Origin of the sequence: Rhodococcus gannanensis (assembly GCF_042681175.1) — a bacterium.
GTDB classification, from domain to species: Bacteria; Actinomycetota; Actinomycetes; order Mycobacteriales; family Mycobacteriaceae; genus Rhodococcus_G; species Rhodococcus_G gannanensis.
In genome coordinates, this window is record NZ_JBHUFB010000009.1 from 566,898 (window position 1) to 592,374 (window position 25,477).

The 25,477-nt window shown below is 69.5% G+C and carries 22 protein-coding genes; 18 read left to right on the plus strand and 4 right to left on the minus strand.

Annotated elements, in window-relative coordinates; genetic code table 11:
- Positions 1-5: 5 nt before the first annotated feature.
- From ACFSJG_RS09455 to ACFSJG_RS09495, 9 genes are all read left to right on the plus strand, one after another.
- The gene (locus ACFSJG_RS09455) at positions 6-1,130 is read left to right on the plus strand and encodes a carbon-phosphorus lyase complex subunit PhnI (protein WP_378484942.1); all 1,125 of its coding nucleotides are present in this window, start codon (positions 6-8) and stop codon (positions 1,128-1,130) included.
- On the plus strand, positions 1,130-2,974 hold the full coding sequence (locus tag ACFSJG_RS09460; protein WP_378484943.1) for an alpha-D-ribose 1-methylphosphonate 5-phosphate C-P-lyase PhnJ: 1,845 nt from the start codon (positions 1,130-1,132) through the stop codon (positions 2,972-2,974). The genes ACFSJG_RS09455 and ACFSJG_RS09460 overlap by 1 nt, the downstream gene beginning before the upstream one ends.
- Before the next feature lie 7 nt (positions 2,975-2,981).
- Complete coding sequence (locus tag ACFSJG_RS09465; protein WP_378484944.1) at positions 2,982-3,719, plus strand: ATP-binding cassette domain-containing protein; 738 nt, start codon at positions 2,982-2,984, stop codon at positions 3,717-3,719.
- A complete protein-coding gene (locus ACFSJG_RS09470; protein WP_378484945.1) occupies positions 3,716-4,945 on the plus strand; it encodes an alpha-D-ribose 1-methylphosphonate 5-triphosphate diphosphatase in 1,230 nt (409 codons plus the stop codon). Before ACFSJG_RS09465 ends, ACFSJG_RS09470 begins: the two co-directional genes overlap by 4 nt.
- Before the next feature lie 207 nt (positions 4,946-5,152).
- The gene (locus ACFSJG_RS09475; RefSeq protein WP_378484946.1) at positions 5,153-6,109 is read left to right on the plus strand and encodes a phosphate/phosphite/phosphonate ABC transporter substrate-binding protein; all 957 of its coding nucleotides are present in this window, start codon (positions 5,153-5,155) and stop codon (positions 6,107-6,109) included.
- 31 nt (positions 6,110-6,140) lie between these two features.
- Entirely contained in the window at positions 6,141-6,962 is an 822-nt protein-coding gene (gene phnC / locus ACFSJG_RS09480; protein WP_378484947.1) for a phosphonate ABC transporter ATP-binding protein, read from the plus strand.
- A gap of 13 nt (positions 6,963-6,975) precedes the next feature.
- Positions 6,976-8,673, plus strand: a complete 1,698-nt coding sequence (gene phnE, locus ACFSJG_RS09485) for a phosphonate ABC transporter, permease protein PhnE (protein WP_378485266.1) — start codon at positions 6,976-6,978, stop codon at positions 8,671-8,673.
- A gap of 30 nt (positions 8,674-8,703) precedes the next feature.
- Positions 8,704-9,498, plus strand: coding sequence for an inositol monophosphatase family protein (locus ACFSJG_RS09490; RefSeq protein ID WP_378484948.1), 795 nt, complete (start codon positions 8,704-8,706; stop codon positions 9,496-9,498).
- A 122-nt stretch (positions 9,499-9,620) separates the two neighbouring features.
- A complete protein-coding gene (locus tag ACFSJG_RS09495; protein WP_378484949.1) occupies positions 9,621-10,463 on the plus strand; it encodes an NADPH-dependent oxidoreductase in 843 nt (280 codons plus the stop codon).
- Here ACFSJG_RS09495 and ACFSJG_RS09500 read toward each other — a convergent pair whose 3' ends face one another.
- Entirely contained in the window at positions 10,464-11,165 is a 702-nt protein-coding gene (locus ACFSJG_RS09500; protein WP_378484950.1) for a hemerythrin domain-containing protein, read from the minus strand.
- A gap of 217 nt (positions 11,166-11,382) precedes the next feature.
- On the opposite strand from ACFSJG_RS09500, the gene ACFSJG_RS09505 reads away from it, so the two are divergent.
- The 6 genes from ACFSJG_RS09505 (at position 11,383) to ACFSJG_RS09530 (ending at position 18,646) form a co-directional block, all read left to right on the plus strand.
- A complete protein-coding gene (locus tag ACFSJG_RS09505; protein WP_378484951.1) occupies positions 11,383-12,471 on the plus strand; it encodes an ABC transporter ATP-binding protein in 1,089 nt (362 codons plus the stop codon).
- Positions 12,472-12,613: 142 nt separating this feature from the next.
- Positions 12,614-13,897: an ABC transporter substrate-binding protein gene (locus ACFSJG_RS09510; protein ID WP_378484952.1), complete on the plus strand. Its 1,284-nt coding sequence runs from the start codon at positions 12,614-12,616 to the stop codon at positions 13,895-13,897.
- Positions 13,898-13,948: 51 nt separating this feature from the next.
- A complete protein-coding gene (locus ACFSJG_RS09515; RefSeq protein ID WP_378484953.1) occupies positions 13,949-15,007 on the plus strand; it encodes a carbohydrate ABC transporter permease in 1,059 nt (352 codons plus the stop codon).
- Between the two features lie 104 nt (positions 15,008-15,111).
- The gene (locus tag ACFSJG_RS09520; RefSeq protein ID WP_378485267.1) at positions 15,112-16,020 is read left to right on the plus strand and encodes a carbohydrate ABC transporter permease; all 909 of its coding nucleotides are present in this window, start codon (positions 15,112-15,114) and stop codon (positions 16,018-16,020) included.
- 13 nt (positions 16,021-16,033) lie between these two features.
- Positions 16,034-16,231 (plus strand): hypothetical protein, encoded by a 198-nt coding sequence (locus ACFSJG_RS09525; protein ID WP_378484954.1) that lies wholly within the window; start codon positions 16,034-16,036, stop codon positions 16,229-16,231.
- A gap of 165 nt (positions 16,232-16,396) precedes the next feature.
- A complete protein-coding gene (locus ACFSJG_RS09530) occupies positions 16,397-18,646 on the plus strand; it encodes a transglycosylase domain-containing protein (protein ID WP_378484955.1) in 2,250 nt (749 codons plus the stop codon).
- A 127-nt stretch (positions 18,647-18,773) separates the two neighbouring features.
- On the opposite strand, the gene ACFSJG_RS09535 is transcribed toward ACFSJG_RS09530, so the two are convergent.
- Both ACFSJG_RS09535 and ACFSJG_RS09540 read right to left on the minus strand, forming a co-directional pair.
- The gene (locus ACFSJG_RS09535; RefSeq protein WP_378484956.1) at positions 18,774-19,721 is read right to left on the minus strand and encodes a DUF1254 domain-containing protein; all 948 of its coding nucleotides are present in this window, start codon (positions 19,719-19,721) and stop codon (positions 18,774-18,776) included.
- A gap of 106 nt (positions 19,722-19,827) precedes the next feature.
- Positions 19,828-20,409, minus strand: a complete 582-nt coding sequence (locus tag ACFSJG_RS09540) for a TetR/AcrR family transcriptional regulator (protein ID WP_378484957.1) — start codon at positions 20,407-20,409, stop codon at positions 19,828-19,830.
- Between the two features lie 92 nt (positions 20,410-20,501).
- On the opposite strand from ACFSJG_RS09540, the gene ACFSJG_RS09545 reads away from it, so the two are divergent.
- Genes ACFSJG_RS09545 through ACFSJG_RS09555 form a run of 3 tightly spaced genes read left to right on the plus strand, consistent with a single transcriptional unit; the run spans position 20,502 to position 23,553 of the window.
- The gene (locus ACFSJG_RS09545; protein ID WP_378484958.1) at positions 20,502-21,734 is read left to right on the plus strand and encodes an acyl-CoA dehydrogenase family protein; all 1,233 of its coding nucleotides are present in this window, start codon (positions 20,502-20,504) and stop codon (positions 21,732-21,734) included.
- Entirely contained in the window at positions 21,731-22,798 is a 1,068-nt protein-coding gene (locus tag ACFSJG_RS09550; RefSeq protein ID WP_378484959.1) for a phosphotransferase family protein, read from the plus strand. Before ACFSJG_RS09545 ends, ACFSJG_RS09550 begins: the two co-directional genes overlap by 4 nt.
- The gene (locus ACFSJG_RS09555) at positions 22,795-23,553 is read left to right on the plus strand and encodes an SDR family oxidoreductase (protein ID WP_378484960.1); all 759 of its coding nucleotides are present in this window, start codon (positions 22,795-22,797) and stop codon (positions 23,551-23,553) included. The genes ACFSJG_RS09550 and ACFSJG_RS09555 overlap by 4 nt, the downstream gene beginning before the upstream one ends.
- A 59-nt stretch (positions 23,554-23,612) precedes the next feature.
- Here ACFSJG_RS09555 and abc-f read toward each other — a convergent pair whose 3' ends face one another.
- Complete coding sequence (abc-f, locus tag ACFSJG_RS09560; RefSeq protein ID WP_378484961.1) at positions 23,613-25,244, minus strand: ribosomal protection-like ABC-F family protein; 1,632 nt, start codon at positions 25,242-25,244, stop codon at positions 23,613-23,615.
- Positions 25,245-25,477 lie beyond the last annotated feature (233 nt).

The following is a 25,477-nucleotide window of genomic DNA, read 5'->3' on the forward strand; positions in this document are numbered from 1 at the left end:
CTGAGATGGGATATTCCGGAGCGCGCGGCGGACTCGACGCGATCCTCGCCGCGGAGGACCTGGTGCGCGGTGCCCGCGACCACGTGTCCGCACCGTGGCTGACGACGAAGCAGGTCACCGGCCGGATGCGGCTGGCCGTGGACCGGGTGATGGGTGAGGGCAGCCTGTACCACGAGGACACCGCCGCGGACGCGCTGCGCCAGGCCGAAGGTGACGTCATCGAGGCGACGCACCTGGTGCGGGCGCACCAGTCGACGATGCCGCGGCTGGCGATGAGCGAACCGATCGACCCCGACGAGATGGTGGTGTTGCGCCGGATCGTGCCCGCACACCGCACGCCGGACGGGCCGCAGTTGCTCGGCCGCACCAGCGATTACACGGGCCGGATGCTCGACCGCGCTCAGCAGCCTGCCGCTCGGGTCGTCGACGACTCGGTGGCGCACACACCGGAGCGGGCCGACACCGACCGGCGGCCGCGCCGCTTCTCGGAGTGGCTGCGCGACCGCGACCTGCTGGTCGACAACCGCCCCGCCGCGGGCGCGGAGCCCGCGGCGCCGTTCGACCTGTCGCGGCACCCCGCGCGGCCCCCGGCGCCGCGATCCGCGGTCCTGGCGAGCATGGCCCGCGCGGAGACGGGTGCGCTGATCGGCACCTGGTACCGCTCCATCCGCGGCACCGAGGGCAACATCCACGAGGTCACCCTCGGCGAGGTGCGGCACGGCCGGCTCCCGCTCCGCGTCGTTCACCCGCACACCGGGAACCCCGTCGTGGTCGGCGAGATCCGGGCCTCCGAGTGCGAGGCGATCGAGGACCTCGACGGACCGGACGAGGACCGCAGCCGCTTCGACGTCGGGTACGGCCTGTGCTTCGGGCACAACGAGCGCAAGGCCATCGCGATGGCGAACCTGGACATCGCGTGCCGCCGATTCGGTGACCGGGACGGTCTCGAGCAGGTGCTGCTGCTCACCACCGACGGTCTCGACTCCTGCGGTTTCCTCGAGCACCTCAAGCTCCCGCACTACGTCACCTTCCGCTCGATGATGGACCGCAAGCGGGCGGTCCGGGGAGTGGACGGTCAGCTCGACGAGATCGCCGAGCGCACAGCCGAACCCATTGGAAGGACCTGCTGATGAGCATCGCGACCACCGCGATCCCCGATCCGACCGTCGCGGACGTGCTCCGCGCCATCGAGGCCGGCGAGGACCGCCGCGGCATCCTCGACGAGGGGTCCAAGCGTGAGATCCGGCGCGCCACCCTGTCCGCCGTGTGCGTCCCCGGCTACCAGGTGCCGTTCGGCTCCCGGGAGATGCCCGTCGCTCGCGGCTGGGGGTCGGGCGGCCTCCAGATCACCCTCGGCCTGCTCGGCGGCGAGGACGTCGTCAAGGTGATCGACCAGGGCGACGACGACGGCGTCAACGCCACCAACCTGCGGCGCCTGATCGTCGACAGCGAGCGCTGCGAGCAGACCCAGGACACCCGCGAGTCGTCGGTCGTGCAGAGCCGGCACCGGATCCCCGAGGAGCCGATGCTCGACGGCCAGACCCTCGTTCTGCAGGTTCCGGTGGCGGAACCGCTGCGCGGAGTGCAGAAGTCCGTGAGTGAATGCGCTCGCATGCACGCCGAGGCCGACTACTCGATGATGTGGGTCAGCCTGTACGAGGACCTGGTCCGCAACGGCGTCATCACCAAGACCACCGGGTACCCCGTCCTCGTCGGCGGTCGCTACGTCATGGCGACCACCCCGATTCCGCGCTGGGACGTTCCGCGGCTGGACGATTCACCGCACCTGACGTTGTTCGGCGCGGGTCGCGAGAAGCGGATCTACGCCGTCCCGCCGTACACCACGGTCACCCCACTGACCTTCGACGACGTGCCGTTCGAGGTGGAGAGTGACGCTGAAGCAGCGTGTGCCCGTTGTGGATCCACCGACACCTTTCTCGTGGAGGCGCCGGGCGGCCGCAAGGCGTGCAGCGACATCGAGTGGTGCACCCGCACCCTCGACGGCGACGTCGACGCCGAGACGCACCGCGCGGCGGCGCCGATGCAGTTCCTGCCCGATCCCACGCGGCGTGTCCGCCGCGTCACGACCCGCAGCCGGGCCGCTGCGGCCGAGCCCAGGCCGGTGCCCGCGACGCCGGACGGCTGGACCCTCGCCGCGCGCGGCATCGGCAAGGTGCACGGTCCGGGCGGCGCGGACGCCGTTCCCGGTACCGGACCGACGGCGGGCACCGCGATCAGCCCGCTGACCGGTGCCGTCGTGGCGGCCTGGGACGTCGGGTTCGACGTCGCACCGGGCGAGGCCCTCGGTCTGATCGGTGAGTCCGGCTCCGGGAAGTCGACGGTGCTGCGCTGCCTGGTCGGCGAGGAACGGGCGACCACGGGCGAGATGTTCCTCACCACCGTCGAGGACGGCAGGCGCAACATCTTCGAGCTCGACGACGCGCAGCGCCGGGCGCTGCGGGTGGACACCATCGGTCTGGTGCACCAGAACCCGACCGACGGGCTCACGATGAAGGTGTCGGCGGGCGGCAACATCGCCGAGCGGCTCACCGCCGCGGGATGGCGCAACTACCACGAGATCCGGGACCGGGCCGCATACCTCCTCGAGCAGGTCGAGGTGCCGCTGGACCGCATGGACGATCCCGTCCAGACCTTCTCCGGCGGCATGCGTCAGCGCGTCCAGATCGCGAAGGCCCTCGCCACCGATCCACGCGTCCTGCTCCTCGACGAGCCGACCACCGGGCTCGACGCGTCCGTCGCCGCGGGCGTCCTCGACCTGCTGCGCAAGCTGCTCGCCGAGCGTGACACCGCCGCCGTGGTCGTGAGTCACGACTTCGCGGTCATCGAAGCGCTCACCGACCGCAGCCTGGTGATGAACGTCGGCCGGGTGGTCGAGTCCGGACTCACCGACCAGCTGTTCCAAGATCCCCACCACCCCTACACCCAGCGGCTCGTCGCCGCGGCCCGAAGGTGAGTGCACGATGACGAAGAACGTTCTCTCGGTACGAAATCTACGAAAGACCTTCACCCTGCACACGATCGACGGGCGCACCGTCACCTCGCTGCACGGCGTCGACCTCGACGTCGCGGAAGGTGAGCACGTCGCGCTCGCCGGACCCAGCGGCGCGGGCAAGTCCAGCCTGCTCCGCTGCGTGCACCGCAGCTACCTCCCCGACTCGGGGATGGTGACCCTCGGCACGGAGAACGGCCCCGTCGATCTGACGGCACTGCCGGACCGCGACATGGCTCGGCTGCGGGGACGCGAACTCGGCTACGTCTCACAGTTCCTGTCGGCGCCGCCGCGCACCGGCCCGATGGAGGTGGTGGCCGCCGCCGGCCGTCGCCGCGGCATGAGCCGGGCCGATGCCCGGGACGCGGCCGCCGACGCCCTCCAGCGCCTCGCGCTCGACGAGGCGCTGTGGGACGTCGACTGCAGCGTCCTCTCCGGTGGTGAACGCCAGCGCGTGAACATCGCTGCGGGAACGGTCAATCCGCCGCGTTTGCTGCTGCTCGACGAGCCGGTCTCGGCACTCGATCCTGCGAACCGCGAGCGGGCACTCGATCTCATCGCGTCGCTGTCCGCGCAGGGCGTGGCGGTGCTCGCGGTGTTCCACGACCTCGAAGCGATGCACCGCCTCGCATCCCGGGTGGTCCGGTTCGAGGAGGGCCGGATCGCCGCCGAGGGTACGGCCGCCGAGGTGCTGGGAGCGGTGGCATGAGCGCGCCGACACCGGTCCGGCAGCCGACCTGGTCGCTCGGTCGCGCACCCGCCGACTACGTCCTCGGGCACGTCCGCGCAGTCCTCCCCGGCGGCGTCGTCGACGACGCCAGGGTCGTCGTCCGGGACGGCCGCATCGCCGAGGTCGGGCCCGCCCGTCCGGGTGTCGCGGTCGACGTCGACGGCGACGGACTGTTCTGCCTCCCCGGCCTGGTGGACGTCCACTCGGACGGGCTCGAGAAGGAGCGTTTGCCCCGGCCGGGTGCCGAACTGCCGTGGCTGTTCTCGATGATGTCGTTCGAGGGCAAGCTCCGCGCGGCGGGCATCACCACCGTCTTCCACGGCGCGTCCTTCTCGGACCGCGAAACCGCCGCCAGTCAGCGCAGTGTGCATGTGGCGCAGCAGATGTGCGACGCCATCGAGGAGTGGAACGCCCGGCCCGACGCGGGACAGTTGGTCGATCACCGCGTCCTGCACCGGCTCGACGTGCGTTCCGCCAAAGGTCTCGCGGCGATGCGCGGGCACCTCGATGCGAAGGTCGCGGTCGGTGCGTACGACACCGAGGTGCCCGCGGTGATCTCGCACGAGGACCACACGCCCGGCATCGGCCAGTACGCCGACCGCACCTTCTTCGAACGCTATGTAGCCGAGACCAGGGGCATCTCGATGGAGGACGCCCGGCTGCACGTCGACGGCGTGATCCGCACCAGGGAGGACAGCCTGCCCGTGCGGGAGGAGGCGATGGATTGGCTCGCCGCGCGGGCCGGTCAGGGCGTCGCCCGGATTTTCGGGCACGACCCGGAGTCCGCGGTCGAGATCGCCGACCTGGCGCGCCGCGGGGGCGCGGTGGCGGAGTTCCCGACCACCGAGGAGGCGGCCCGCGAGGCCCGGTCGCGCGGCATGTCGATCGTCATGGGCGGACCGAACATCCTGCGCGGCGGGTCGCACTCGGGCAACGTGTCGGCGGAGCAGCTGGCAGGTCTGGGCCTGGTCACCGCACTGGCCTCCGACTATCTGCCGTCATCGCTGCTGGGTGCGGCGTTTGCGCTGGCCGAGCGCGACATCATGCCGCTGCACGACGCGGTCGCGCTGGTCACCAGCGGACCCGCGACCGCGGTCGGCCTGGTCGACCGGGGGACCCTCGAACCGGGCCAGCGCGCCGATCTGGCACTGGTGGCGCTGGAACACGGCTGCCCGGTGGTCAGGTCCGTGGTCCGCGCGGGCTGAGCCGTCCCGACTCCGGCGAACAACTCGGCTGATCCGCCGGTGTCCGTTTTGCCGCGGTTCATTCGGGGTTGCCGTCCCATTCGCCGGGGGCGGCAACCCTGTTTCCGGTCGCGCGAACACCGCCGTCTCGCGGACCACAGCGACTTCCCGCGAACCGATCGACCCGTCCCGGGCGCGTTCGCGGACACAACCAAGGAGACAACAGACATGGGATTCACGATCCAGCGCTCGTTCGGAGTGGCCGCGCTCGCCGCGACCACCCTGGTTCTCGCCGCGTGCGGTTCGAGTGCAGCCGAGGACACCGCGACCGCGGACTCGGGTTCCGGTGATACCCAGACCCTGGTGTTCGCCTCGATTCCGTCCGAGGAGTCGCAGAGCCTCCAGCAGGAGTACCAGCTCATCGCCGAGGTGATCGAGAAGGAGACCGGCAACAAGGTCGAGTTCCAGAACGCCACCGACTACGCCGCCGTCATCGAGGCGCAGCGCGCGGGCAAGGTCCAGATCGCGGCCTACGGCCCGTTCTCGTATGTCACCGCGAAGGACACCGGCGTGGAGACCACCCCCATCGCGTCCCTGGTCGACGCGCCCGACGAGACGCCGGGCTACCAGTCCTACGCCATCGTCAAGTCCGGATCGCCGATCCGCTCGCTCGCCGACTACCGCGGCAAGACGATCTGCTTCGTCGACCCCGGCTCCACCTCCGGGTACCTCTACCCGAGCGCCGGCCTCGAAGAGGCGGGTATCGATCCCGCCACCGACGTCACCCCGGTGTTCGCCGGCGGCCACGACGCGTCGGTCCTCGCGGTGATGAGCGGCCAGTGCGACGCCGGCTTCGCGTACGACTCCATGGTCGACCAGACGATGGTCTCGAAGGGCCAGATCAAGCCCGGCGACCTCGACGTGCTGTGGAAGTCGGAGACGATCGCCGGTTCGCCGGTTGCGATCAGCGACTCGCTGTCGCCCGAGCTGCGGGAGCAGATCACCTCGATCTTCCAGACGATCCTGAACCGACCCGCCCTCGTCGAGAAGGGCTACTGCACGGACGAGGCGTCCTGCAAGCTGCCCGAGAACACCGACTTCGGCTACGTCGCCGTCGACGACGCCAGCTTCGACGGTGTGCGGAAGGTCTGCGAGATCACGCAGGCCGAGGCCTGCAAGTCCTAGTCCGGCCACACCACCTCTCAGGGAGACAGTCATGACCGACACCGACAACGGGTCGCTCGCCCATTCGATCGACCGCATCGTCACCCCGTCCATTCGACTCACCGAGGTGGTGAAGGACTTCGGTCCGCAGGTTCGCGCGCTCGACGGTGTCTCGCTGTCGGTGTACCCGAGTGAGGTGGTGACGCTGCTCGGATTGTCGGGCAGCGGCAAGTCCACCCTCCTGCGCCTGCTCGACGGCCTGCACCTCCCCAGCAGCGGGTCGGTGTCGGTCCTGGGCACCGACGTGGGCGCGGCGCGTGGACGCGAACTGCGTGCCCTGCGTCGGCAGGTGGGTTTCGTGTTCCAGCAGTTCCATCTCGTCGGTTCCATGTCCGCGCTGGAGAACGTCTGCACCGGGGCCCTCGGATCTCTCCGAGGGCCCCGGTTCGGTCTGCCCACCTATCCCCGCACGGTCAGGCTGGCCGCGATGGAGCAACTCGACCGGGTCGGGTTGGCGGACAAAGCCTTCCAGCGTGCCGACACGCTGTCCGGTGGGCAGCAACAGCGCGTCGCGGTGGCACGTGCACTCGTCCAGAAGCCGCGGATCCTGCTTGCCGACGAGCCGGTGGCGTCCCTCGACCCGGAATCGTCGGCGCAGGTCATGGAACTGATCTCCCGGGTCGCCGCAGAGGACAGTCTCACGGTGCTGTGCAGCCTGCACCAGGTGGAGCTCGCGCTCACCTGGGGTCACCGGCTCGTGGGTCTGCGCGGCGGCAAGGTCGTTCTCGACAAAGCCGTTTCCGCTATCGACCGGAGCCAGACCATGTCGATCTACAGCTCCGTCGCGGCCGCACCCGCACCGCAGTTGGTGTGAGCCGGTGTCCGTTCTGACCACTCCCCGACCGACCGGCGCGCCGCAGCGGACACTGCAGCGACCGTCGCCGTCCGGCATCGCGGTCGCCGTCGTCCTCCTCGGGTGGCTGGTGCTGTCGATCTGGTCCGTTGCCGCGCTGAAGATCAACCTCGCGACCTTCGCGGACAGCATCGGCAACGCGACCGACTTCCTGGCCCGCATCTTCCCCCTCGACTTCCCGCCGCTCGGCGAGATCCTCGAGATGACCGGCCAGACCCTCGCGATCGTGACGTGCGCGACGGTGCTGTCCGTGGTGCTCAGCTTCGGGGTCGCATTGCTCGCCGCCCGCAACACCACCCCGGGGACCCCGCTGCGCTGGTGGGCGCGCGCCGTCATCGTCGTCACCCGGGCGATTCCCGAGCTGGTGCTCGCGATCCTGTTCCTACGGATGTTCGGGCTGGGCGGTCTCGCAGGCATTCTCGCGATGGGAATCCACTCGATCGGCATGGTCGGCAAGATGTACGCCGACGCGATCGAGGACACCGACGGCGGCCCCCGGGACGCGTTGCGGTCCGCGGGCGCCACCTGGTGGCAGCAGATCAGCGGCGCCGTCGTCCCGCAGGCGATGCCCGCGTTCGTCGCGACCGCGTTGCACCGGTTCGACATCAACCTCCGCGCCTCGGTGATCCTCGGCTACGTCGGTGTCGCCGGCATCGGCATGGAGCTGTCGTTGGCGATGCGCACCCTCGACTACCAGCGGGGCATGGCGCTCGCGCTGTTCGTGGTGGTGCTGTGCATCGCGGTCGAACTGCTCTCCGGCGCACTGCGTTCCGCGCTCCTCGGGCGGGGCTCCGACCGCAAGCCGTGGTGGCGCCGCATCGGCCGCTCCACCTGGGTGACCGACGGCCCTGCCCTGCCCGCCCCCGACGTCCGCAGGCCCGACGGGTCGTACCGTATCTCCCCGCCGTGGACGCCGAAGCGGATCCGCACCACCGTCTACACCACGCTCGCCGTGGTCGCGCTGTGCGTGTCGGTGCTCGCATCCGGGATCGACTTCTCCCGGATGACCGACGGCCTCGGCACCACCGGCACCACCCTCGCGCTGTTCTTCCCGCCCGGCACCGGCGGCATCTGGGACGAGCTCGTGAAAGAACTCGTGGTGACCGTGCAGATCGCGTTGGCGGCAACGTTCATCGGCCTGCTGATCGCGGTCCCCGTCGGCATCCTCGCCGCGCGTAACGTCGCACCCAATCCCGGTGTCGCGCGCTTCTTCCGGATCACCATCGTCGTGATCCGTGGCATCCCTGACCTCATCATCGCGATCGTCTTCATCGTCATCACCGGGCTCGGCGCGACCGCCGGTGCGCTCGCGTTGTCCCTCGGAGCGGTCGGACTGCTCAGCAAGCTCATCGCCGACTCCCTCGAGGAGACCGACATCCGGGTGCAGCAGGCCGTCACGGCGAGCGGTGCGACGCGCGGCCAGACGTTCGTCGCCTCGACACTGCGGCAGTCGGCCCCCGCGCTCGTCGCGCACCTCTTCTACCAACTGGACGTCAACATCCGCGCCGCAACACTTCTCGGTGTCGTCGGTGCGGGCGGTATCGGCTTCTACCTGATGAACGCGGCGCGCGTCATGCAGTTCGACGTCGTCACCACGATCGTGCTCATGGTGTTCGTCGTCGTCATGGCGGTCGAAGGCGTCGCCATGTGGATGCGCCGCGCGATGTCCTGACCCACCCCCCAATCGAGAGTGAACATCACCGTGACCCTGTCCGAAACCACAACGACGCAGGCGCATCCGGCACTGACAGCCGCCGCGGACGCCGCGATCGCCGCCTACCGCAACGCTGTCGCCACGTACTCGCGTGACCAGCTTCGCGCCATCGAGATGGACGGCGCGGACGGCACCCCCACCATGTTCGTCGACGTCGTCGTCGAGGACGCCATCATCACAGCGGCCACCGCGGCCGGCGTCAACGTCCTGTCCGAGGAGCGTGGCTGGATCGACGTCGGGTCGTCGGTGACCCTCGTGGTCGATCCGGTGGACGGGTCTGCGAACGCTGCGGCGGGTGTCCCGCTGTCCTGCTTCAGCGCCGCCGTCGTCGTGGACGGCGAGTTCACCGAGGCGCTCACCTGCTGGCTGCACACCGACCAGCGGTGGTGGGCATCCCGCGACCATTCTCCGTACCGCACCAGCGGGTGCCGCCGGGTCGGCGACGCCGCCGTGTCGATCCTGCGCCCGCACACCCGCAACTGGGATGCCTGGGAGCGCGTCGCGCGGAAGGCCACCCGGGTCCGCATCCTCAGCTGCAGCACCCTCGACGCGGCGTTCGTCGCCGATGGGTCGGTGGACGCCTTCCTCGACGCCGGGAGCGACACCCACCGGCTCATGGACATCGCCGCCGCCGTCGTCCAGGTGACGGCGTCCGGCGGCGTCGTCCTCGATGCCTACGGCCGTCCGATCGAGTTCGACACAGACCTCACCCGACGCTGGAGCGGCATCGTCGCCGCCACCCCCGAGCTCGGCGAGGAGTTGCGCGCACTCGTGACCGGGTGAGTCGTGTCGGTCGAGTACAGCGATCCCCGGGTTTGCGTCGCGGCGATCGCAACCGTCGACGGCGGTTCACCGCTCGCGGGACAGTTGCCGGGCCTGCCGACACCGAACCCCGAGGAGCCGCGATGACCGCCGTCCACGACCCGACCGCCGCACGCGACACCGATGCGGCCCTGCTGGCGGGCCGGTACGGCTCGGTACCGGGTACGACACCCGAGGTCACCGACGTGATCCGGCAGCAACTCGCGCACCGGTCGGTGCGTTCGTTCCGCACCGACCCGGTGTCCGACGCGGCGGTCGAGGCCGTGGTCGCCGCTGCCCAGTCGGCCCCGACGTCGTCGAACCTGCAGACGTGGAGCGTCGTCGTGGTCCGCGACCCCGACCTCAAGGACCGTCTCGCCGCACTGTCCGGTGACCAGGAGTTCATCCGGCAGGCGCCGGTGTTCCTGGTGTGGCTGGTGGACTTCGCCCGCATCGCACAGCTTGCGGACCGCCGCGGTCACGGACTCGAGGGCGCCGACTACGTGGAGTCGGCGCTCGTCGGGTTCGTCGACGTGTCCCTGGCCGCGCAGAACGCGTCGCTGGCCGCCGAATCACTCGGGCTGGGAACGGTGTTCGTCGGAGCGGCCCGCAACAACCCCGAAGAGCTCGCCGCCGAGCTCCGGTTGCCCGGTCGGGTGGTCGCGGCCTTCGGACTGGCCGTCGGGTATCCGGCCGAATCGGACACCTCGCGTGTCAAGCCGCGACTGCCGCAGGTGGCGGTCGTCCACCACGACCGCTACCAGGAGCACACGCAGCTGCCCGCGGTGGACGAGTACGAGCGGACGATCGGGGCGTTCTACGAGGGAGAAGGGCTCGCGCACAGTTGGATCGAACGCGTGCTCGCCCGCTTCGGGACGGTCGCCGGACTGAACGGTCGCGACCGTATCGGCGAGGCACTGCGGAACCGGGGATTCGACCTCCGCTGATCAGACGCCGGTCGAAAGCTGCTGGGAAGGAATGTGTTCCGCGTCGGTCCCCTTCCACAGATCGGCGAAGTGATGGCGGTTGTGCGGGCCGAGCACGTGCAGGATGACGAAGCGGGGAACGGCGGGCACCAGGTGGACGACGTAGTCGGACGACTCCTCGTCGAGGCCGTCGAGCATCCAGACGCCTTCCCTGGCCAGTTCGGGCAGCGACAGCGGCTTGATGTTGTAATTCTCGTCCCACGCGGTCCATTCGGCTTCGGTGATGCTCGCGGAGACGAGCGGCATCATCTCGCGTTCCTCCCGCTCCAAGTGGGGCAGCAGCACCTCCGAGATGCCGTCCAGCGCCGAGACCAGCTGCTCCTGGGAGTCGGGCGTCCCCTCGCGGAAGGCGTGGGCGGCGTCCTGGAAGGCGGTGATGGCGGGTTCGATGCGGTGGTGGTCCTCGTTCATCCGCGCGACCATCGGCGCGGAGTCGGGGTTGTGGTCCACCACCTGCGGGTACAGCGCGGAGTCCTCCGACTCGTGGTGGTGGTGCAGGAGCTCCATCAGCCAGAGCACGTGGTCGGCGAGTTCGACGCGGTGGTCGTCCGGTACCGGCCCCGCCGCGAGAACGACGTGGAGCCGCAGCAGGTCGCGCCGGAGTGCGGAATGGATGATGCCCATCACGCGCGTGTCGGCGGGGTTGTCGTCGTCGGGTTTCATGACTGTGCCTCCAGTTCGTCGGCTGGGCTGTCACGGTCCGATCGGGCCACATCCATTCTCTGCCGCCGCCGCCGCGAACAGAAGCCCGGCGTGCAGACGCCCGTACCCCGGCGGCCGGGCCTGCAATACTGTCGCGCGGACACATCGCGCGCAGGAGCGGAGCCTGCGGAGTGACCGGAGCGTCCGGCGCAGCCGGTGAAGGGATCGACGAACACCCATGGCGACAGTCACCTACGACTCGACCACCTGCCTGTTCCCGGGCTCGGACACACCGGCCGTCGACCGCCTGCAGCTCGACATCGCCGACGGCGAGTTCCTCGTGCTGGTCGGCCCGTCGGGATGCGGAAAGTCCACGTCACTGCGCATGCTTGCCGGTCTCGAGGACGTGCACTCGGGTCGGGTCCTGATCGGCGACCGCGACGTCACCTCGGCGGAGCCGAAGGACCGCGACATCGCGATGGTGTTCCAGAACTACGCCCTGTACCCGCACATGTCCGTCGCCGAGAACATGGGCTTCGCACTCAAGCTGGCGAAGACGCCGAAGGACGAGATCCGGCGCCGCGTCGAGGAGGCGGCGGCGATGCTGGACCTCACGCAGTACCTGGACCGCAAGCCGAAGGCGCTGTCGGGTGGTCAGCGGCAGCGCGTCGCGATGGGGCGGGCCATCGTCCGGCAGCCGCAGGTGTTCCTGATGGACGAGCCGCTGTCGAACCTCGACGCGAAGCTCCGCGTGCAGACCCGCACCCAGATCGCGCAGCTGCAGCGCCGGCTCGGCACCACCACCGTCTACGTCACGCACGACCAGGTGGAGGCGATGACGATGGGTGACCGAGTGGCGGTTCTCAAGGACGGCGTGCTGCAGCAGTGCGCGTCCCCGCGGGAGCTGTACAACCGGCCGGCGAACGTCTTCGTGGCCGGTTTCATGGGCTCGCCGTCGATGAACCTGTTCACGCTCCCCGTCGTGGACGGCGGCGTGCGGTTCGGCACAGCGGTCGTCCCGGTCCCCCGCAGCACCCTGGGCATGGTCCACGACTCGCAGGTCGTCGTCGGTGTCCGGCCCGAACACCTGGAGCTGGCGGCGCCGAACGCGGCCGGCGACGGAGTCGACATGGAGGTGGACGTCGTCGAGGAACTCGGCTCCGACGCCTACATCTACGGTCACGCGCTGGTCGCGGACCGGCCGCAGTCGATCGTCGCCCGCGCCGACTGGCGTCGTCCCCCGCGCAAGGGCGACCGCGTCCGGTTGCACGTCGACCCGAAGGAAGTGCACCTGTTCTCCGCGTCGACCGGCCGACGGCTGGGCTGAGGGTCTGCGGCGCCTGACCGATCCAGTGCGGGGGTAATGGCGGAAATCACTCGGTCGGCGTGCCACAGTAGGCGACGACAAATGCCTCGGCCCGGGGAGTCCGTGTCCGCGGCCGGAAGATTCGACCTTCGAAAGGTGGACCATGCGTTCTTTCAACACGCGCTCGCGGATCGCCGTCGCGGCATCCGCCGCGGTGCTGCTCGCGCTCGCCGGGTGTTCCAGTGACGACAGCAGCGGCGGTGGCAGTGTCGACGAGGCCGTCGGCCAGAACCTCGACGGCCGCGGCGCGATCACGTTCGCGATGGGCAAGAACGACGTCGACAAGCTCCAGCCGGTGATCGAGTCGTGGAACGCCTCGCACCCCGACGAGCAGGTCTCCCTCAAGGAACTGCCCGGTGAGGCCGACGACCAGCGCACCCAGCTGGTGCAGTCGCTGCAGGCGGGCAACGCCGATTACGACGTGATGGCCCTCGACGTCACGTGGACCGCGGAGTTCGCGGCGAACGGCTGGCTGCAGCCCCTCGACGGCGCCCTCGCCATCGACACCGCCAACCTGCTGCCCGCGACGGTGGACAGCGCCACCTACCGCGGCACCCTGTACGCGGCTCCGCAGAACACGAACGCGCAGCTCCTGTACTACCGCACCGACCTGGTTCCCGCGGCTCCCGCGGACTGGAAGGCGCTGACCGACAGCTGTGCCGCGGCCGTCGCGAAGACCACCGACTGCCTCGTCACCCAGCTCAAGCAGTACGAGGGCCTGACCGTCAACACCACGCAGTTCATCAACTCGTGGGGCGGCGCGGTCGTCGGCGAGGACGGCAAGACCCCCGAGGTGACCTCGCCGCAGTCCGTCGCCGGCCTGCAGGCTCTGGTCGACGCGTACAACGGCGGCACCATCGCCAAGCGCTCCACCTCGTTCACCGAGGAGGAGACCAACCTCGCGTTCGTCGGCGGTGAGTCCGCGTACGCCTACAACTGGCCGTACATGTACACCAACGCCGAGGAGGACGGCTCCGCCGTCAAGGGCAAGGTCGCGGTCGCCCCGATCGTCGGCCCGGCCGGTGCCGGTGCGTCCACCCTGGGTGGCTACAACAACGGCGTGAACGTCTTCTCGAAGAGCAAGGCCACGGCCCGTGACTTCGTCGAGTTCATCCAGAACGAGGAGAACCAGATGGCGTTCGCGGACGCCTCGTTCCCGCCGGTTCTGGCCTCGGTCTACGACGACGCCGCGCTGGTCGCGAAGTACCCGTACCTGCCCGCTCTGAAGGCGGCGCTCGAGAACGCGGTCCCGCGCCCGGTGACCCCGTACTACAGCGCGATCTCCAAGGCGATCCAGGACAACGCGACCGCCGCGCTGAACGGCTCGGTGACGGTCGACCAGGCAGCCGAGGACATGTCGGCCGCCATCACCAACGCAGCCAAGTAGGAACGTTCGGCCCGGCAGGTCGATCGTGAAGAGGAAATCAGGTAGTTCGAGATGACCGACTCTGCCGAGCCGGGCGGGTACGACAACGACGCCGTGACCGAGGTGATCCACCTCGGTCGCGGCGTCGTCGCGCCGGACGCCCCCGACGCCCCCCCGCCGCCACCGCGGCGTCGCTTCGACTGGCGTCCCGTGTACCTGATCGCGCCGACCATCCTGGTCCTCGCGGTCATCATCGTGTATCCGGTCGTCAAGGCCGTGATGATGTCGTTCCAGCGCAATCCCGGTTTCAACGAGGACACCGGCCGGTTCGTGACGGGCGGGTTCGCCGGTTTCGACAACTACCTGCTCTGGCTGACCGGGAACTGTGGTGACGGTCGCGGCACCTGCCCGCCCGGCACCCTCGGCGCCGACTTCTGGCCCGCCGTCGGCGTCACGCTGCTGTTCACCGTCGCGATCGTCGGGTTCTCCACCCTGCTCGGCCTGTGGATGGCGACGATCATGGGTCGCAGCTTCGTGGGACGGTCGTTCCTGCGGGCCAGCGTCCTGATCCCGTGGGCCATCCCGACCGCGGTCACCGCGAAACTCTGGTACTTCATCTTCGCCGAGAACGGCATCGCGAACAGCCTGCTCGGCACCGACATCGCCTGGATGACGGACCCGTGGGCGTCGCGACTGGCGGTCATCATCGCGGACGTGTGGAAGACGACGCCGTTCATGGCGCTGCTCATCCTCGCCGGCCTGCAGATGATCCCGCAGGACGTGTACGAGGCCGCCCGCGTGGACGGCGCGTCCGCGTGGCAGCGGTTCAAGTCCATCACGCTGCCGCTGGTCAAGCCGGCGCTGATGGTGGCGGTCCTGTTCCGGACCCTCGACGTGCTCCGGATCTACGACCTCCCCGCGATCCTCGGCGGCACCTCGGGGTCCACTCCGATCTCGACGGTCGCCATCCTGACGGTCGCGGACATCCGGCAGGGACACCTGCAGAGCGCGTCCGCGTTGTCGACGCTGATCTTCCTGGGGATCTTCGCGGTCGCCTTCGTGATGGTGAAGTTCCTCGGCGCGAACGCCGTACGCACGCAGGACGAGCAGCGCAAGGGTGGTGATCGGTGATGGGACGGCACAGCGTGCCCGACGGCAGCCCCACACCCGGGCAGGGTGCTTCCGCGCCGTACGAGCGGTTCACCGGTGAGACGCCGAACGACTCGATCGAGACGATGATCATCCCGGCGGTCACGACGTTCGAGGAACCCGAACTGCCCGCGGAGGAGCCCGCGCCGCTGCCGCGTCGCAGGCAGCCGGTCGGACCGGCGATCCGCAACTACGTCGGTGTGATCGCGATCCTGATCTGGGGACTGGCCCCGTTCTACTGGATGGTGATCACCGCCTTCCGGGACAGCGCCTACACCTTCGACACGACGCCGTGGCCGACGCACGTGACGCTGGACAACTTCCGCGACGCGCTGTCCACGGACACCGGCAACAACTTCCTCGCCGCGATCCGCAACAGCATGATCATCGGCGCCGCCACCACCGCGGTCGCGCTGCTGCTCGGAATCTTCACCGCGTACGCCCTGGCGCGCATCGACTTCCGGGGCAAGTTCATCGTCGTCGGCGTCATCCTGGGTGCGTCGATGTTCCCGACCGTCGCGCTGGTGACGCCGCTGTTCCAGCTGTTCAGTGATCTCGGCTGGATCGGTCAGTACCAGGCGTTGATCATCCCGAACATCTCGTTCGTCCTGCCGCTGACGGTGTACACGCTCACCTCGTTCCTGACGGACCTGCCGTGGGAGCTGGAGGAGGCGGCCCGCATCGACGGCGCGTCGAAGGGGCAGGCGTTCCGGATGGTGCTGCTGCCGCTGGCGGCGCCCGCACTGTTCACCACGGCGATCCTGGCGTTCATCGCGTCCTGGAACGAGTACCTGCTCGCGAGCCTGCTCTCGACCGACCGCACGGAACCGGTGACCGTCGCGATCGCACTGTTCGAGGGTCCGAACGCGTTCACCCAGCCCTATGCGGCGATCATGGCGGCGGGCACTCTCGTCACCGTTCCGCTGGTCATCATGGTGCTGATCTTCCAGCGCCGGATCGTGTCCGGACTGACCGCCGGCGGCGTCAAGTCGTGAGCGGCGTGCCCGCGTGAACGAGGGCAGGCGGCGGGCGCGCAGGCGTCAACAGCTGGAGATCCTGATCGGGATCCTCGGCTTCTTCACGCTGATGGCGCTGATCGCGGCGGTCGTCGGCATCGTCGGCGGCAACCCGGGGGTGACGCCGTCGCTGGTGCTGCTCGTGCTGGTGGTCGCCCTCGGTGTGACGGTCCGCGCCTGGCGGCGCTGACGGATTCCGCGCTCCGGCGAACCGGCGGCAACACGCGTCCTGTACTGCGGGTGGTGGATACCGGTACCGGGTGGTGTCAGGATGCGACGGGACGGGTCCCGGACCCGCCCCGTACGTCTTTGCCCGGAACTTGTCACGTTCTTCTGACGCCTCAGGAGAGTGCATGTGAGTCAGGACCCGACCCGCGAGCCGTCGTCGCCGGAGCCGGTACCCCCGGAGTCCGAACCGCCGGAGCCGCGCGCCGAGACCGCTGCCGCGTCCGAACCGCCGGAGCCGCCGCCCGACGGCGCGGACCCGGCGGACGGTGGGCCCCCCGGACGCCCGCCGCGCCGAAGACGCAGGCGGCTCGTGTGGTCGGCGGTGGCGGTGGTTCTCGTGTTGGCCCTCGTCCCGCTCGTCACGTTCGCCGTCGCGTACCAGCGCGCGATCGTCCCCAGACCGTCCGACATGCGCACCAACCAGGTGGCGACCATCGTCGCCGCCGACGGCTCCCCCATCACGAAGATCGTCCCGCCCGAAGGCAACCGCACCGACGTCGCGCTGGACGAGATCCCCGAGCACGTGCGGGTGGCCGTGCTCTCCGCCGAGGACCGTGACTTCTACGCCAATCCCGGCTTCTCCGTCAGCGGCTTCGCCCGCGCCGCCCGCGACAACGTCCTCGGCCGTGACAGTGCCGGTGGTGGATCGACCATCACCCAGCAGTACGTGAAGAACACCCTCGTCGGATCCGAACGCAACATCTCCCGCAAGATGCGTGAGCTGGTCATCTCGTCGAAGATGGCCCGCCAGTGGTCGAAGGACGACATCCTCGCCGCCTACCTCAACACCATCTACTTCGGTCGCGGCGCCTACGGTATCGCCGCCGCGTCGTCCGCCTTCTTCGGCAAACCCCTCGCGGAGCTGACGGTCGCCGAGGGCGCCGTGCTCGCCGCGGTGATCCAGCGCCCGTCGACTCTCGATCCCGAGACGAATCCGGAAGCGGCACAGGCCCGTTGGAACTACGTCCTCGACGGCATGGTCACGATGGGTGCGCTGACCGCCGACGAGCGTGCGGCCCAGATCTTTCCGCCTGCCCGGCCCCTCGCGACACTCGACGACATCGGCGCGGCGCGCGGACCGGAGGGCCTGATCCGGGCCCGGGTGCTCGCCGAGCTGTCGGCGTCGGGAATCAGCGAGCGGGAACTGAACACCGAGGGCCTGACCATCACCACCACCATCGACCCGGTCGCGCAGGCGGCCGCGGTGGAGGCGGCACTGGAGAACCTGGAGGACGAGCCGGCGGAGCTGCGGACCGCGGTGGTGTCCGTGGACCCCCGCACCGGTGCGGTCCGCGCCTACTACGGCGGCATGGACGGCGCCGGATTCGACTTCGCGCAGGCACCGCTGCAGACCGGGTCGGCGTTCAAGGTGTTCGGCCTCGCCGCGCTCCTCGACTCCGGCAAGGGCCTGCAGACGCCGTTCAACTCGGCGCCGCTGACGGTCGGGAGCGTCACGATCACCAACGTCAGCGGGGAGTCGTGCGGCACCTGCACGATCGCCGAAGCCCTCAAGCGGTCCCTCAACACGAGCTTCTACCGAATGACGCTGACGCTGCCGGACGGTCCGCAGTCGATCGCGGACATCGCGCACGCCGCGGGCATTCCCCGCGAGATCCCCGGCGTCGGCCCGACGCTCAGCCAGGACGGTGAACCGCCGGAGAACGGAATCGTGCTGGGGCAGTATCAGACCCGCGTCATCGACATGGCCTCGGCGTACGCGACGATGGCCGCGTCGGGTGTCTACCGGGCCCCGTACTTCGTGCAGCGGGTCGTCACCGCGGACGGTCGGGTGCTGCTCGATCGTCCCGTGGATCCGGGCGAGCAGCGGATCGCCGCACCCGTCGCGGACAACCTCACCCAGGCGATGCTGCCGATCGCGTCGTACTCCAACGGGCACGCGCTCGCCGGTGGACGCCCGTCGGCATCGAAGACCGGGACGGCGCAGCTCGGCGACACCGGCCTGAACAAGGACGCGTGGATGGTCGGCTACACGCCGTCGCTGTCCACGGCGGTGTGGGTGGGAACCGAACAGGCGCAGGCGATCCGGACCCAGTGGGGTGGATCGGTCTACGGTTCGGGACTGCCCGCCGACATCTGGAAGGACACCATGGACGGTGCGCTGGCGGACACCGACTGGGAGTCGTTCCCCTGGCCGAAACCGATCGGCGGCCAGGCCGGTGTGCCCGCGTACTCGGGGGTGAGCGGTGGTACCTCGACGGGTACCGCGCGCGCCCCGGAATCGCCTGCGCCCGCCCCGGTCGTCGACCCCGTCGCCCCGCAGGCCGGTGCCCCGGTTCCCGTCGTGGTCCCGGAACCTGCCTCCCCGCCGCGTCAGGTCGAGATCCTGCCCGGCCTCGTCATCCCCCTCCCCGGCTGACCCTTTCCACCCACCCACCCCGCCCGAGGGCATGAACGGCTCCGTTCACTCGATCAGATCGACTGAACGGAACCGTTCATGCGCGGAAAGGGTGTGTGCGGTCGGAGCGGGGCGCGACGTCAGGGGGTCAGGCGGACGCCGGCTCGAGGGCGGGCAGGGACCAGCTGCCGTTGCGGACCGCCGTGCGCGGGCGGTAGAGGCGCACCAGGAAGTTCCAGCCGTCGGTCGTGGGGATCGCGTTCGGTGTCCCGTCGGGGAAGTCGCCGAAGCGCACGGTCACCGAGCCGTCGGCGTTCGGCGCGCCGGTGATGTTGTTGACGCTGTACGCACCCTGGGCGTTCTCCTCGAAGTAGCCCTCCTTGTTGTACACCGAGATGGACCAGAACCCGTCGACCGGGACGTCCCGCAGGGTGATCTCCTGGTTCCCCTTCGATGTCTCGGGTACGACGCCGATGTACGCGGCCTCGTCGCTGGGTAGACCACCCCAGCCGGCGGCGGTGCCGATCAGGTGCCGGACCGGGTCCACCTGGTCGGGTCGGCCGAACGTCTGGTCGAAGCCGGTCAGCCCTGCTGCCAGAGTCAACAGCGCGTCCCGGGTGGAGTCCAGGCTCGCGGCGTCGTACTCGGGTGAGGCGAACGGCTCCGCGGAATCCGCCTCGATGGCGAGTCCGTTCTGAATGGCCGTGACGGCGTCCAGGTCGCCGTCGCGGGCCGGGTCGACGAGGGTACGCACCGCGACCACGACGTACCGCGTTCCGAAGTCGGCGGCACGCAGTTCGTGCCGGCCCGGGTCGTGCAGGATCGTGCCGACGTAATGGTCCTGACTGACCACCATTGCCGACAGGTAGCGGTCGCCGTGCTCCGGGATGGTCAGCGTCGCGCCCCCGGCGAGATCCACGACGGCGAAGCTGTACAGGGTGTCGCGGTTGAGCCGGATCACCGTCTGGTGGTCGATCGACGCGGGTTCGCGATTGTGCGAGAAGGTGTTCACCCCACCGGCGTCGCGTTGCAGGTCCGTGAACATACGGTCCGTTTCGGCCCGAACGAAGTTGTCGACGTTGACATGGACAGCCATTTACCGCGCTCCTCCACAGTTGGTGACCGGTGTGTTGCCGTTGCCTCATTGTGGTGGGCGTTGTGCCGGGTGTCCGGTTCCTGCCCGCCGTGTCGCCGGATCGGGTTCAGGTCCGGGGCAGCGGGAGAGCCTCGAGTGCGTGGTCGACGACGTCGTCGACGGTGAAGGCGGGATCGTCGGTGCGGTCGACCGCCAGGCTCTCGACCATCGACCACCAACCGCGCAACAGCAGCCGTGCCGCCGGCGTCGGGGTGGTCCCCGTGGCGTTCATGGCGCGCTCCACCATCGTGTTCTTCACGGTCTCGCGGATCTCGCGGATCTGTGAGTCGGCTCCGAAGCCGCCCTGGAAGAACGACTGGTAGTTGTCGCCGTGCCGATCGATGAAGGAGACGAACGCGCGCACGATTGCCCGGAGCTGGTCGTCGGTGGGGTCGTCGACGTCCGGGACGGCGGCACGCAGCAGTCGGCGGGCGGCCGCGCCGATGACGGCGACGTAGTAGTCGTGCTTCGTCGGGAAGTAGCGGAACAGCAGGCCGCGGGAGATGCCGGCCTTCTCGGCCACGTGGTCGATGGACAGTGCGTGGATGGGGCGGGTCGCCAGTTCCTGCAGGCCGATCGCGACGAGCTGACGCTTGCGCTCCTCGGGAGGCAGTCGTCGTCGCGGCGGGGTGTCGGGTCGAGCGGACACGGTGTGCACCATCCAGGTTCTTGATTGCGCGGCAAGTCTACGTCTAGGTTAACTGAGCAATGCTCAGTTAGTGCCCGGCTCACGGAGGATGCATGGACTTCACCCAGAGCGCGCGGTCGAGGGAACTCCTCGACCGGCTGCGCGACTTCATCGCGACCGAGGTCGCGCCCGTCACGGCCCGACTGCACGCCGAGCGCGTGGCGCCGTTCGCGCAGCGCGCCGACGTCTCCGGCGCCGAGCTGTGGCGTGTGTCCGACGACTTCCGGGCCCTGCAGGAGAAGGCGCGCGACCACGGCCTGTGGAACCTCTTCCTCCCCGATCCCGTGCTCGGGGCCGGGTTGAGCAACGTCGACTACGCGCCGCTCGCCGAGGAGATGGGCCGCAACCCGTTCTCCGCCGCGGTCTTCAACTGCGATGCCCCCGACACCGGCAACATGGAGGTGCTCCACCAGTACGGCAGCCCCGAGCAGAAGGAACGGTGGCTGAAGCCGTTGCTGGAGGGCGAGATTCGCTCCGCATTCTGCATGACCGAACCCGACGTCGCGTCCTCGGATGCCACCAACATGGCAGCGACCGCCGTCGTCGAGGGTGACGAGGTGGTGCTCAACGGTCGCAAGTGGTGGAGCACCGGCATCGGCAGCCCGGACTGCACGCTGCTGATCTTCATGGGCCTCACCGATCCGGAAGCACATCGTTACCAACGACATTCGATGGTCCTCGTCCCGATCGACGCCCCCGGCGTCAAGGTCGAGCGGATGCTGTCGGCGATGGGCTTCTACGACGAGCCAGGCGGCCACGGCGAGGTGTCCTTCACGAACGTCCGGCTGCCCCTGGACTCGATCATCGCCGGGCCGGGCCGTGGTTTCGAGATCGCGCAGGGCCGGCTCGGTCCGGGGCGCGTGCACCACTGCATGCGGCTCGTCGGGCTCGCCGAGGCCGCGCTGGAGCTGGCGATCCGGCGCGGCCGGGAGCGCGTCGCGTTCGGGAAACCCCTGATCAACCTGGGCGGAAACCGGGAACGGGTCGCGGATGCCCGGATCGCGATCAACCAACTGCGACTGCTGGTCCTGCACACCGCGTGGCTGCTCGACACCCAGGGCATCGCCGGTGCCCGGTCCGCGGTCTCCGAGATCAAGGTCGCTGCGCCCCGGGTGGCGCAGCAGGTGATCGACTTCGCCATCCAGATCCACGGCGGCGGTGGCCTGTCCAACGACTTCCCGCTCGCCGGGGCCTGGACCGCGGCGCGGGCGCTGCGGCTGGCCGACGGGCCGGACGAGGTGCACCAGGGTCTGGTCGCCCGCTTCGAGCTGGGCAGGTACCAGTGAGCTCGGATCTGCCCGACAACGCCAGGACGGTTCGCGACGAGGACGCCTTCGACGTCGACGCGGTCGCAGCATGGTTGCGGGACACCGCGTCCCGGACCGGCGTCCCCGAGGTCCGTCAGTTCTCCGGCGGCGCATCGAATCTGACCTATCTCCTGCGCTACCCCGACCGGGACCTGGTGCTCCGACGGCCCCCGGCAGGCGCCAAACCGGCCTCGGGCCACGACATGGCCCGCGAGTACCGCATCCAGTCGCTGCTCGCGCCGGTCTATCCGCACGTCCCGGCGATGGTCGGCCTCTGCACCGATCCGGCGGTGCTCGGCAGCGACTTCTACGTGATGGAAAGGGTCGAGGGCACCATCCTCCGGTCCGCTTCCCCGGCCGAACTCGGTCTCACAACGGAGAACACGCGGGAGTTGTGCCTGCGGGTTGTCGACCTGCTGATCGAACTGCACGGTGTCGACCCGCAGGCCTCGGGACTCGACGAATTCGGTCGCGGCGCAGGCTACGTCGCACGGCAGGTTGCGGGATGGACGAAGCGCTACGCGGCGGCCCGTACCGACAACGTGCCCGACTTCGCGCGGGTGACGCAGTGGCTGAACGACAATCAGCCCGCCGACGTCGCCTCCAAGGTGATTCACGGTGACTTCCGGCTCGACAACGTCGTTCTCGGCGACGGCCTGAGGCCCCGGGCGGTTCTCGACTGGGAACTCGCGACGATCGGTGACCCGCTGATGGACCTCGGATCGAGCCTCGCCTACTGGGTGCAGGCCGACGACCATCCCATGATGCAGGCCACCAAGCGGCAACCGTCGGATCTGCCGGGCATGCTGACTCGCCGGGAGATCGTCGAGTACTACGGTGAGCGAACGGGTCTGCCGGTCGACAACTGGCGCTTCTACGAGGTGTTCGGACTGTTCCGGCTCGCGGTGATCGCGCAGCAGATCTACTACCGCTTCCACCACGGCCAGACCACGAACCCGGCGTTCGAGCACTTCTGGATGGCCGTCGCCTACCTCGACACCCGCTGCACCGAGCTGATCGACACCACGGAGGGACACCTGTGAGCACCACCACCCGGAAGAACATCCTCGTCACCGGCGCCAGCTCGGGCCTCGGCCGCGGCATGGCCCGCGAATTCGCCGCCCGCGGGCGCAATCTCGCACTCGCGGCGCGCCGGACCGATCGCCTCGAGGAGTTGCGGGACGAACTGCTCGCCGCGCACCCGGGCATCACCGTGACGATCCGCGAGCTCGACGTCAACGATCACGACGCCGTGTTCCGGGTGTTCCGCGAGTTCGACGAGGAACTCGGCGGCCTCGACCGGGTGATCGTCAACGCCGGCCTCGGCAAGGGACAACCCCTGGGCACCGGCTACTTCCACGCCAACGCGCAGAGCGCGAACACGAACTTCCTCGGGGCGCTGGCGCAGAGCGAGGCGGCGCTGGAACTGTTCCGACCCCGGGACGCCGGGCACCTCGTGCTGATCTCGTCGGTGAGTGCGGTGCGCGGCATGCCGCGGAACCTGACGACCTACGCGGCATCGAAGGCAGCGGTCGCGGCGCTGGGTGAGGGTGTGCGCGCCGACCTCGCGAAGACCGGGATCGAGGTCAGCACCATCCTGCCCGGCTTCATCCGCTCCGAGATCAACGAGAAGGTGAAGAACGTGCCGTTCATCGTCGACACCGAAACCGGGTGCCGCGCACTGGTGAAGTCGATCGAGAAGGAACCGGCGAAGGCGTACGTCCCGACCTGGCCGTGGACCCCCGTCGCCCTCGCGATGAAGGTGCTGCCGCTGTCGGTGGTGTCGAAGATGGCCTGACGGCCCTGTGCGCGCTTGTGGTAGTGGGAACTACCACAAGCGCGCACAGGCCGGGGCGCCTACTGCTCGCGGGGCACGGACGCGCCCAGGGTCAGCAGATCACCGCGGAACCGGCTTCTCAGCCGCCGGTCGTGGGTCACCAGGACGACGGCGCCGGTGAAGGAGTCCAGCGCTTCCTCGAGCTCCTCGACCAGCGCCGGCGCCAGATGGTTGGTGGGTTCGTCCAACAGCAACAGATCCGCGCCCGACGTGGCCAGCAGCGCCACGTCGAGGCGTCTGCGCTGTCCGAAGGACAGGTCTCCGATCGGGCGGTCCAGGTCGCCGGGGCGGAACAGTCCCAGTGCGAGCAGCGCGGCCTCCGCGGAGTCCTGATCGGTGCGGCTCTCGGTCGCGTACGCCTGCCGCAGCGTCGTCTCCGGCGCCCGTCGGAGCGGCGTCTGCGTGAGGTATCCGATGCGGTCGGGCGCCTGTACGGCACCGCTGTCGGGAATGATCACGCCCGCAATCACATTCAGCAGGGTCGTCTTCCCGGAACCGTTCGGTCCGGTCACCAGCATCCGGTCCCCGGACTGCATCTCCAGCCGAGGGATCGTCAGACGGGTGTCGACCCGAACGTCGTCCAGACGGACCGACGCTCCGCCCTGTGGCGTCGCCCGTGCGTCGAGAGCCGGCGTGAACCGCAGTGGTTCCGGCGGAGGCGCAACGGCATTCGTCGTCAGCCTGTCGACCCTCTCCTTCGCGTTGCGGATGCGGCCCCTCGCACCGTGGTCGCGGCCGCGGGCCCGGAACGCGCCGTGGCCGAACCCGGCCTTGTCCTGCTTCCGGGGGATCGCCGCGAGTCGGAAGGCATTGACCTCGACGAGGTGAGTGCTGCGGTCGAGTTCGAGCTTCCACTCCTCGTACTCGCGAAGACGGCCCAGGCGCTCGGCGTCCTTCGCTGCGAGATATCCGTCGTAGCCGTCGCCGTAGCGGCGCACCCGATGTTCGTCGACCTCGAGGATCACCGGCGTCAATCGGTCGAGGAACACTCGATCGTGGGTCACCACGACCACCGTGCCGCGATGGCCGATCAGGCGGTCTTCGAGCCAGGCGATGGCGTCGTCGTCGAGATCGTTCGTCGGCTCGTCCAGCAGCAGTAGTTCGGCGTTCGACGCCAGCGCGGCGGCGAGCGCGAGCCTGGCCCGCTGCCCACCTGACAGCGTGCCGATCCGTCGCGCGCGGTCGAGGCTCGGCAGTCCGAGAGCGTGCAGGGCGACGGTGACCCGCTCGTCGACCGTGTAGCCGTCCAGGCTCTCGAACAGTGCCGTGGCGTCCGTGTACTCCGACAGCAGACCCTCGAGGTCGTCGGCGGAGGAACCGGACAGACACCGCTCCAGATGGCGGATTCGGGACTCGAGCGCGCGGACGTCGCGGAGGACGTGGTCGATCGCGGTCGCCACCGTGGCGTCGCCGGGAAGGTCCAGAGACTGTGCGGCGTAGGCAATTCCGCCCGGCGCGACGACTCGGATCTCGCCGTTGTCCGGGTGGATGCGGCCCGCGAGCAGGGCGAGCAGCGTCGACTTGCCGGAGCCGTTGTCGCCGACGACGCCGACCTTCGAGCCGGGCGCGACGGTCAGGTCCACGGCGTCGAGAACGACACGGTCGGCGAAGCGCTTCGACGCCGAGTGCAGGGAGAACTGTGATGGATGCATGGGCGTGCTCCTGTGCCCCGGAGGTCCGGGGAGATCGGGGAAAGGTTCCCTCGCGCAATCCGATCGGCCGAACCGACGGCACGTGTTTGCGCGCTCAGGACCCGCCGCGGAGCAGGCTCGACGCGACGTCCCGATCTAGTGATTCAGAGTGCCCACGGACGCCACCGTAGCACCGGAGAGTTCGCCGGCCCAGCGATTATCCGAACCTCCCCGAAACGCAGCTGTGGCGGTGG

Coding starts and splice junctions, on each gene's coding strand:
- ACFSJG_RS09515 (WP_378484953.1), top strand. CDS start 13,949: ATGACCGACTCTGCCGAGCCGGGCGGGTACGACAACGACGCCGTGACC.
- ACFSJG_RS09545 (WP_378484958.1), top strand. CDS start 20,502: ATGGACTTCACCCAGAGCGCGCGGTCGAGGGAACTCCTCGACCGGCTG.
- ACFSJG_RS09475 (WP_378484946.1), top strand. CDS start 5,153: ATGGGATTCACGATCCAGCGCTCGTTCGGAGTGGCCGCGCTCGCCGCG.
- ACFSJG_RS09495 (WP_378484949.1), top strand. CDS start 9,621: ATGACCGCCGTCCACGACCCGACCGCCGCACGCGACACCGATGCGGCC.
- ACFSJG_RS09470 (WP_378484945.1), top strand. CDS start 3,716: ATGAGCGCGCCGACACCGGTCCGGCAGCCGACCTGGTCGCTCGGTCGC.
- ACFSJG_RS09520 (WP_378485267.1), top strand. CDS start 15,112: ATGATCATCCCGGCGGTCACGACGTTCGAGGAACCCGAACTGCCCGCG.
- ACFSJG_RS09455 (WP_378484942.1), top strand. CDS start 6: ATGGGATATTCCGGAGCGCGCGGCGGACTCGACGCGATCCTCGCCGCG.
- abc-f (WP_378484961.1), bottom strand. CDS start 25,244: ATGCATCCATCACAGTTCTCCCTGCACTCGGCGTCGAAGCGCTTCGCC.
- ACFSJG_RS09510 (WP_378484952.1), top strand. CDS start 12,614: ATGCGTTCTTTCAACACGCGCTCGCGGATCGCCGTCGCGGCATCCGCC.
- ACFSJG_RS09505 (WP_378484951.1), top strand. CDS start 11,383: ATGGCGACAGTCACCTACGACTCGACCACCTGCCTGTTCCCGGGCTCG.
- ACFSJG_RS09535 (WP_378484956.1), bottom strand. CDS start 19,721: ATGGCTGTCCATGTCAACGTCGACAACTTCGTTCGGGCCGAAACGGAC.
- ACFSJG_RS09500 (WP_378484950.1), bottom strand. CDS start 11,165: ATGAAACCCGACGACGACAACCCCGCCGACACGCGCGTGATGGGCATC.
- ACFSJG_RS09465 (WP_378484944.1), top strand. CDS start 2,982: ATGACGAAGAACGTTCTCTCGGTACGAAATCTACGAAAGACCTTCACC.
- ACFSJG_RS09460 (WP_378484943.1), top strand. CDS start 1,130: ATGAGCATCGCGACCACCGCGATCCCCGATCCGACCGTCGCGGACGTG.
- phnC (WP_378484947.1), top strand. CDS start 6,141: ATGACCGACACCGACAACGGGTCGCTCGCCCATTCGATCGACCGCATC.